The organism is Candidatus Cardinium sp. cByotN1 (assembly GCF_022810525.1).
Taxonomy (GTDB): domain Bacteria; phylum Bacteroidota; class Bacteroidia; order Cytophagales; family Amoebophilaceae; genus Cardinium.
In genome coordinates this window covers 1-4,723 of sequence record NZ_JAACGG010000140.1, presented here as the reverse complement: position 1 = coordinate 4,723, position 4,723 = coordinate 1, and the positions used below count along the sequence as shown (strand labels likewise).

The 4,723-nt window shown below is 33.0% G+C and carries 1 protein-coding gene; it reads left to right on the top strand.

Features of this window, described 5'->3' with window-relative positions:
- Positions 1 to 671: 671 nt before the first annotated feature.
- Positions 672 to 4,723: hypothetical protein (locus MUW73_RS03985; protein ID WP_243575282.1), on the top strand; the 4,052-nt coding region annotated here is incomplete at its 3' end.

The following is a 4,723-nucleotide window of genomic DNA, read 5'->3' as shown; positions in this document are numbered from 1 at the left end:
TTTTTATATATTATTATATTTTAATAATCAATTAAATATATTCCTTAAGTTGACGCCATTTCCTGCACAGATACAATAGATAGTTAGTTATTGTGCTCTATGTTAGGCCAATACCCTCAACTTCAGAAATGGGTACCCCTATCAAGGGATCATTACATTTGTAAATCTAATAATTTTTTTATATTATAAAATAACGGGGAATATTCCTAGAATTTCCTTTACTGATGTGTTAGGTATTGATTACTTTGCATTTTAACTATTACTGCATTAATCGCTAAGCTTATTTTTCTATAGAACAAGTAAATCTATTGTAGAAAATCTATACTACATTTTTGTATGTTTTTTTATTTGAATCCCGCTTAGCGCGTACGTTCTGTTTTTCCAGCTGTAAAGGGCACTTTCCGCAACTATTTACAGTGGGTTTGATTATTTATCCACTTCTTTATCAAGAAAACAGTGGAATAAAAAAAGCTTTTAACAAATGAGCCCATAAAAATCTAAAAGTGAATAAATAATAATACCATCCATTCAATCCTATACACTCAACAATCACCAAAAATAACCCCTAAAGCTATAGTAAAAATGATCAGATTCATCTACTAGGTATACGATTGATCTACCAGAGAGCGAAATGATGTTACCATGCTAAGCTTAACTTAATCGCCAACACCATGTTATACTTAATGTTTAGGATTAGCCATCTAGCATTATTAGTGGGCCTTCTATTACCATCTTGTTTCAAGCTAAGAAAGTGCTATAGATGGAGCGACAGAGAAAGATATGATGGTAATAAATATAGTGGTACCAACCCAAGCACACCCGATCAGATACCTCATAATAGTCGAGAACTATCCAATAGATCCAATCAAACTTATACCTATGCTCAGATTTGCGTTTTAGGAGAACAAAGTCAAAAAAGACCTGGAGAACCTGATATAGACAACAACTCAAAAAACTTTCAACAAGAGATTCACTATCAATTAAATAATTATAGATCTTATGCAAGCATAGCAACCAATAATTATAATCATACCCTCAGAAAAAGCTATAGCCGAGACAATGTATATCCTTTCGTCTCTCTAAGATCAAAAAATTTAGCCCTAGAAGTCAATCAACTCAGCAAAGATCCTAACCGAAACGAAGACTCCTGTGAACAGTTGGCTAAAACTATAGCTAACATAGATTTACAAGAATTAGAATCGTTTAATGGACAAGGTTTATCCCTGCTAGTAAATGGATTTAGCAAATGGCCTCGGAACAAAATCATGCAACAAGCCTGTCAAAAAATGGCTGAATATATTAATGAATTTTATGAAAAGTTAACAACCTATCATCCTCAATCATTATCCTTATTAGTGAATGGATTTAGCAAATGGCCTGAGAATAAAATCATGCAAAAAGCTTGTGTAAAAATTGCTAAATACATCAAGGAAAATAATACACATCTCAACGAATTTACTCCACAAGAGTTAGCCAATCTAGTCAATGGGTTCTCTAAATTTAAGGATCAAAAAGAAAGTAAAGATGTCTGTCAAGAAATTGCTAAATACATCAAGGAAAAAATCAAGGAAAATAATAGATATCTAGAAACGTTTAATAAACAAGAATTAGCGAATCTAGTCAATGGGTTCTCTAAATTTAAGGATCAAAAAGAAAGCAAAGATGTCTGTCAAAAAACTGCTAAATACATCAATCAAAAAATCAAGGAAAATAATAGATATTTAGGATCGTTTGATCCACAAGCTTTAGCCACTCTAGTCAATGGTTTTTCTAAATTTAAGGACCAAGAAGATACCAAAAAAGTTTGTGTAAAAATTGCCAAATACATTAAGGAAAATAATACATACCTCGACGAATTTACTCCACAACAGTTAGCCAATCTAGTCAATGGGTTTGCTAAATGGAGCGAACAAGAAGACACTAAAAAAGCTTGTGTAAAAATTGCTAAATACATCAAGGAAAATAATACACATCTCAACGAATTTAAGCCACAAGAGTTAGCCACTCTAGTCAATGGTTTTTCTAAATTTAAGGACCAAGAAGATACCAAAAAAGCTTGTGTAAAAATTGCACAATACATCAAGAAAAATAATACATATCTTAACGAATTTAATTCACAAGACTTATCCAATCTAGTAAATGGATTTTCTAAATGGAGCGAACAAGAAGACACCCAAAAAGCTTGTGTAAAAATTGCCAAATACATCAAGGAAAATAATACATATCTCAACAAATTTACTCCACAACATCTAGCTAATCTGGTCAATGGGTTCGCTAAATGGACCGAACAAGAAGACACTAAACAAGCTTGTGTAAAAATTGCCAAATACATCAGGGAAAATAATACATATCTCAACAAATTTACTCCACAACAGTTAGCCAATCTAGTCAATGGGTTTGCTAAATGGAACGAACAAGAAGACACCAAATATGCTTGTCAACAAATCGCGCAATACATCAATCAAAAAATCAAGGAAAATAATAGCTATCTAGCATCTTTTGCCCCACAAGGCTTAGCCAATCTAGTAAATGGGTTTTCTAAATGGAGCGATCAAGCAGATACCAAAAAAGCCTGTCAACAAATTGCCAAATACATCAAGAAAAAAATCAAGGAAAATAATAACTATCTAGAAGCGTTTACTCCACAAAATTTAGCCAATCTAGTAAATGGGTTCGCTAAATGGAACCAACAAGAAAATACCCAAAATGCCTGTCAAGAAATTGCCAAATACATCAAGAAAAAAATCAAGAAAGAAAATAGCTATCTAGAACCGTTTACTCCACAAAATTTAGCCAATCTAGTAAATGGGTTCGCTAAATGGAGCGAACAAGAAAATACCCAAAATGCTTGTCAACAAATTGCCAAATACATCAATCAAAAAATCAAGGAAAATAATACATATCTAGAAGCGTTTGACTCACAAGGCTTAGCCAATCTAGTAAATGGGTTCGCTAAATGGAACCAACAAGAAAATACCCAAAATGCTTGTCAAGAAATTGCCAAATACATCAAGGAAAAAATCAAGGAAAATAATAACTATCTTAACGAATTTAATGCACAAGAGTTAGCCATTCTAGTCAATGGGTTCTCTAAATGGAAGGATCAAGTAAACACCAAAGATGCCTGTCAAAAAATTGCTAAATACATTAATCAAAAAATCAAGGAAAATAATAACTATCTTAACGAATTTAATGCACAAGAGTTAGCCATTCTAGTCAATGGGTTTTCTAAATGGAGCGAACAAGCAAATACCCAAAATGCTTGTCAAGAAATTGCCAAATACATCAATCAAAAAATCAAGGAAAATAATAGCTATCTTAACGAATTTAATGCACAAAATTTAGCCAATCTAGTAAATGGGTTCGCTAAATGGAAGGATCAAGTAAACACCAAAGATGCCTGTCAAGAAATTGCCAAATACATCAAGGAAAAAATCAAGGAAAATAATAACTATCTTAACGGATTTAATCCACAAGGCTTAGCCAATCTAGTAAATGGGTTCGCTAAATGGAAGGATCAAGCAAACACAAAAGATGCTTGTCAACAAATTGCTAAATACATCAAGGAAAAAATCAAGGAAAATAATACATATCTAGAAGCGTTTGACTCACAAGGCTTAGCCAATCTAGTAAATGGGTTCGCTAAATGGAACCAACAAGCAAATACCCAAAATGCTTGTTCAAAAATTGCGGAATACATCAATCAAAAAATCAAGGAAAATAATAGCTATCTAGAAGCGTTTAATCCACAAGATTTATCCACTCTAGTCAATGGGTTCTCTAAATGGAACCAACAAGAAAATACCCAAAATGCTTGTCAAGAAATTGCCAAATACATCAATCAAAAGACCAATCAAGATGATACATATCTTAACGGATTTAATCCACAAGGCTTATCCAATCTAGTCAATGGGCTTTCTAAATGGCAGGACCAAGCAGATAGTAAAGATGGCTGTTTACATATTGCTGCGCATATAATCAAGGAACAATTAATTTTTGATGCTGCTACCGTTCAAGACCTTGTTGAATTAATTGCTTCCTTTTCTAGGTTTTTGTGTATAGATCATAGTAATTTATTACCTGCATCGGATCATACCCCAAACGATATATTTTTAGCAGTATTGGATTTTCTTGGCCGGCAAGCTGATTGGGATACAACCCTGAGCCAAGCCGCTATTTTACCTGTTAGCCGTTTATTGAAAGCCTGTTGCAGACTTATAGCTGACTCTAAATTAAGGATATACACGGAGGTTGTGCCTTGTTTAGTTAAACGGATTCAAACACTGGTAGCAGATGCAACAATTTTGCAAACAACCAATCTAGAAACATTGGGTAATTTATGCATGGGCCTATATCAGCTTACTGATTCAAAAGATTTTGAAAAAGATAGCGGTGCTATGTATCAACTATTAATCAATTTATTCAATTCTGTTAAGCAAAAGGCTGATTTATACATAAGCTATAAACAAAAAAAGGGTTCAGATGCAGAAGCTTACCATACTAGTTATGAAGCATTTACCTATTATCAGTTGATTAAAGTGTATAGTCTATTTTTACGGCCAGTTGGTAATAAAAAAACAAATAAAAAAATAGCCATAAAAGCGGATACAATAAAAACAATACATGCATGGATTGAAAAAACCTTTCAAGACTATGCTGATGGATGGATAGCATTTTCTTCTAAGAGTTTGAATTTAATGTCTAAGGTTGATGCCAGTCTAGC